Here is a 4,675-nt window from a genome sequence, read left to right as displayed (position 1 = left end):
CCACAATTCCTTCTTCATCTAGCACCATAATTTGTAAACCTTTGGGGAGAAGGTCTCGACCACCAGCAGGATGCAGCTCAATGGATAGATTCATTTTGGGTGATTCTGTCCGATGTAGCTCCACTATTAAAGCGACTTGCTGATCACCCCAGCAGATCTCAGTACCGAGTAGCTTACCTCTTTTCACTCCTGCTGTAGTATGGAATTTGCTACTAGCTTCTTGATGCAGTCGCTCATGGGGGAAACCCCCAAGACCGCGCTGCATCGCTTGGTGAAAGGAGTCACTTCTAAAACTTAAAACTCGCTCTGGGTATTGCTCTAAGATAGTCTCCACGTTTTCCCAACCCGGATCAAAACAATCCTCTAACCACCGCTTTAGTTTTACCACCTTTTGACTGGGTTTTGATCGCTGTGGTGGGCTGGGGTCTAATCTAAAATTGTCTAATCTCAAACTATCCTTAGGGAAGGGAGAAGGGGAAATGGGGAATGGGGAATGGGAGCTATTAGATCCTGAATCCCCTTGCCTTCCGGAACCTCTGCGAAAAACGGGAACTGCTTTGTGGGTTTGTCCTGCTGGAATAGTGGTGTGTGACATTAATAAGTTACTCCAATACACTCTGCAATTTTCATAATAATGGCCAGACAATCGCAAAATTTCTCAGTTTTTGTCTCATTTGTATCAGTTTTAAATTATATAAATTCTACGACTTTTGAGGTACAAATGTCTGGGTTTTAGGGAGCAGGGAGCAGGGAGCAGGGAGCAGGGAGCAGATAAGAGGCAATAGGCAATAGGTTAAAAATATTGTGTATCTGATAGCTATGATAAACGCTATAAGAATGTAGAATTTGAAATTATGCCTTAACCCTTAACCATTCTAAATTCTTCATTCTTCATTCTAAATTCTTCATTTTGCTGGTAATCTCTCTAATTGCTGCTAAATCGGGATAGCATAATATACTATCCATTGCTAGCCAAAGTAAGTACTCGATATTCCCGGCGGGGCCAGTAATGGGAGAGGAGATTAATCCTTTGTACTGCCAACCCAGCTGTTTGGCGGATTCTAGAACGTTTGCGATCGCATCCGCACGGTGATGGGGGTCCCTGACTACTCCCTTTTTCCCGACACGGTCACGACCAACTTCAAACTGAGGCTTGACTAGCAACACTACTTCACGGGGAGGGGATAGCAGTTGCCACAGAGCAGGAAGAATTTTGGTTAAGGAAATAAACGAAACATCGACTACGCCTAAATCAGCATAGACTTGACTCTGATTCGGGACTGGTGAAACACCGTACAAGTCCGCAGGCTGAAGATAGCGTAAGTTGGTACGTTCTTTCAACACCACCCGCTGGTCATTGCGCAGACTCCAGGCTACTTGTCCATATCCCACATCAACACCATAAACCTGTTTTGCTCCAGCTTTTAGCAAGCAGTCGGTGAAGCCACCGGTGGAAATACCACCATCTAGGCAAATGCGTCCCTTTACTGAAATTCCAAATACCTCCAAGGCTTTGGCAAGTTTTTGCCCTCCTCTGGATACAAAAGGGGGTTTCTCTTTCACCTGAATCTGAGCCGTGGTCTTAATTTCAGTTCCCGGCTTATCTAATATTTGTCCATCTACCATTACTTCACCGGCACGAATCAGCACCTGAGCTCGCTGTCGGGATTCACACAGGTTACGGTCTACTAATAATTTGTCGAGTCGTTGTTTAACCAATGGGATTGGAAGGTTAGGAGGTTAGGAGGTTAGGAGGTTAGGAGGTTGAAGGTTAGGAGGTTGGAAGGTTGAAGGTTGATGGTTAGTAGAATTCAGAATGTAGTGCGTAGGGTGCGTTAGGGACGGGCTCGCCCTAATTTTCCGCCTCGTAGCCAGTGTTGAGATAGCCCGTCCCGTAACGCACCACCGGGTCTGCACTTGTGATCTCTTTGCAGTCTACCACTGAGATACTTTGGTTTGGGTTGTTGTGTGACTTTCGCTGGTGCAGAAACTAGAATCGAGTACTAAATGCGATCGCATCCCAAAGGGAGTGACAAGCCACCTTTTTACCCTTGTTATCACCCCCTCAGGTCTTAATCCCTACTCCCATTAACTTAGGAGCTTTGTAGCTCACCCCATTGAAAACACTATATAATACCGATTTTAAGGACAATATCAAAAACAAGCCGATGTCAAGAAATCCTCTAATTCATAGAAATCTGTGTTTTCTAAGTCTTTAGGATGGATGACTAAAGTTAGTTTCCTGGTGACAAACTCCTTCTTAGAAGCCACTACGAATGAAAGAATAATTAACTTAGCTAATGCCATTCGAGGTAAGTTAGTACGAGCTAAGTCCGCTCCAATAACAGGTATAGCAACGTCGATACCATGACCCTTCCGGCGAACTTCTTCCCAAAGACAGCTCAAAGAATTCCAAATGTAGTCAGCATTTGACTGGACTCTCAGGTCATTGCCCATATAGCCGTAAGCTGTCCAGAAATAGCGTTTGTCAGGGGAACCCAATGCTATAGTTGTGCCTATGGGATAGCGCCAAGACTTTCCCTTGTTTTTGTTAGGTTCTTTTGTACGTTGAGCTTTGTAGTCCTCCAATACTGCTTCAATCTCTGTGTCTAATTTAGTAAGGTCATTGCCATAAATGCCCGTAAGAAACTGTCCCTGTACACTAGAAGGTTTGATGACTTCTCCGAGTTCCGTATCGAAAACATCGTTAGCTCCTATGACTAAATGCCCAGGCTGATTAAAAAGATTGCCAATTTTAATTTCTACAACTGAGTCGGGAGAAGACAACGCTTTACACACCGAGCTACGGGGAAAACGCTGAATAACTGCTATCGCCAGGGAGACTACTACTAGTCCCAAGTAGCCAATCCAACCAAAATTCAGACTCTCTGGAAAAAAAAGTGCTACTGGCTCGATAGACAGCCATAAAAGACCAAATATACTGATAAAAGAGCTTCCTATGCGTTTAAGCCCAACCTGAGTCAAGAGTTTGAGATAGAGCATCAATTCTTCAAGATGTGTATCCAGTCTGTGTAGAAATTCTACTATACCCACCCTTCAGGTAAATCTTGGGATATAGAAACTTTCAGGGCAGCTTCAAAAGCCTTATTCGCAAGCTCTAGATTCTCGACTTGCTCCCCTCGGATTCGCTCCCGATAAACCATACCTAGACGGTATTGCATGATTGTCCACTCGTTAGGTAACTTTTCGGGATTGATCAGAGTCAGAGCTTCTTCAAATGCCGCGATCGCCTGTTCCTGATTTTCTGGTTGCTCTTCCCCAGGGATATTTAGATAGGTTATCCCCAGGTTATTTAACACCATTAATCTTTCTTGCGGAAACTCTCCAGAAGTGAATACAGTAAGAGCGTCTTGGAAAGCATCAATAGCCAAATGCTTATTATCAGCAACTTCACCCTGAAGCCGATGATAATAGGCATCCCAAAAAGTTTTGATTTTTCGCCCAATATTGAGGAAATTTATCCAATTCAAATGCTTTGATTGCTTGCTCCACATTATCAGTTGGATGTCCTTGAGGATTTTGTAGTAAACAGACACCAAGCCAATGTTGCAGCTCTGCCCAACCATATTGCCTCTTCCAAATTTCCTGTTTCCTACCTGGATTATCATCCCCACCTAGTCCCAATTCAGAAAATGTTTGGCTAAAACGATCTAATCCCTGCCTATAAAGTAGTTCTACTTGGGGCATTTTTATTGGTTTAGATATCTAACAAATATAATAAATAATCGTTCGATTGATGAGTAAAATTACCTAGCAATTTTATTTTATATTAGTCTCTCAGGGAGCAGTTTCCTTTGACCTCTATAACCTTAGTTTCTTTGTTCTTGTATCTTGACATTCTCGTCCCACGAAATTCAACAGTCATTAAGTGATTTTTGATAGGACCTAGCTTGAGTTCCAATATATGCTCAACTATACCGCTCATTTTGAGCTCATAAACTGCGGCAAGTCTTGCGATTCTCAAGAACTTATCTTTTTGCATTTTTAGGTTTTTCCATAGCTCGGGGAAATTAATTGGCTCTATACGCTTTCCTCCAGCGGAACAGTTAATAAGAGAATCGACCCTCAAATAATCTTCCTTATTGGATAGCAAACTATCATCATTGAACAGTAAAATTATCACGCGCATTTCAGCGATTTCGTCAGGACTATAATAATTACCATTATTTGAACCAACTCTTATGTCTTGAAAAATATTTTCCTGAGACTGTTGGATTGGTAATAGAGTAATAACAAATAGATTTTTGCCCCCAGTGGATGTTAATATAACATCCTTTACTTCAGTAAGTAAAGCTTCCTCCTGATAGGCATAACTGATTGGTGAGTAGTGGGAAAATTGATCAGGTTTTAGATCTTTCAAATTTGCCTGTTCTTCCAGATCGTTTGTTGTGATTTGAACTGAAATCGTCCCATCTGATTTTGTTTCTACTAATTTCGCTAAGTAATAGTTATTATTTAACAAAATCCAATTACCTGAAGTTTTTACGCTTTGTACAGTAGCTTTTGTAGAGGGAGAGTTAGGAGTTGAGGACTTTTTTTCTACCGTCGAAAGGGAATTTGCTTTAGTATTTTCCAACCACAAGGATAAACCTTGACGAAACCTCTCGCGAAAATCTGATGGCTTTTCGTAATCATGAGTCAACGCCCTACATTA

General features: G+C 42.1%; 5 protein-coding genes. All 5 read right to left on the bottom strand.

The genetic code is table 11. The features are described from left to right. On the bottom strand, positions 1 to 595 hold a 595-nt coding region (locus F6K20_RS25080; protein ID WP_287296445.1), incomplete at its 3' end, for a DUF1822 family protein. A gap of 296 nt (positions 596 to 891) precedes the next feature. Further along, on the bottom strand, positions 892 to 1,719 hold the full coding sequence (locus tag F6K20_RS25075; RefSeq protein ID WP_044494770.1) for a TlyA family RNA methyltransferase: 828 nt from the start codon (positions 1,717 to 1,719) through the stop codon (positions 892 to 894). Between the two features lie 435 nt (positions 1,720 to 2,154). Continuing rightward, positions 2,155 to 3,054 (bottom strand): macro domain-containing protein, encoded by a 900-nt coding sequence (locus tag F6K20_RS25070; RefSeq protein ID WP_008188201.1) that lies wholly within the window; start codon positions 3,052 to 3,054, stop codon positions 2,155 to 2,157. Continuing rightward, complete coding sequence (locus tag F6K20_RS25065; protein ID WP_044494767.1) at positions 3,045 to 3,587, bottom strand: hypothetical protein; 543 nt, start codon at positions 3,585 to 3,587, stop codon at positions 3,045 to 3,047. Before F6K20_RS25065 ends, F6K20_RS25070 begins: the two co-directional genes overlap by 10 nt. Positions 3,588 to 3,790: 203 nt before the next feature. Then, positions 3,791 to 4,663, bottom strand: a complete 873-nt coding sequence (locus F6K20_RS25060) for a hypothetical protein (protein ID WP_287296443.1) — start codon at positions 4,661 to 4,663, stop codon at positions 3,791 to 3,793. Between the last annotated feature and the right edge of the window lie 12 nt (positions 4,664 to 4,675).

Origin of the sequence: Moorena sp. SIO2C4, from assembly GCF_010672485.1 — a bacterium.
GTDB classification, from domain to species: domain Bacteria; phylum Cyanobacteriota; class Cyanobacteriia; order Cyanobacteriales; family Coleofasciculaceae; genus Moorena; species Moorena producens.
The sequence above is the reverse complement of the archived record's forward strand: the minus strand, read 5'-3'. Positions and strand labels throughout refer to the sequence as shown.

Bases quoted from the DNA above. Each gene is read 5' to 3' on its own strand.
- F6K20_RS25065 (WP_044494767.1), bottom strand. From the start codon at position 3,587: ATGGTTGGGCAGAGCTGCAACATTGGCTTGGTGTCTGTTTACTACAAA.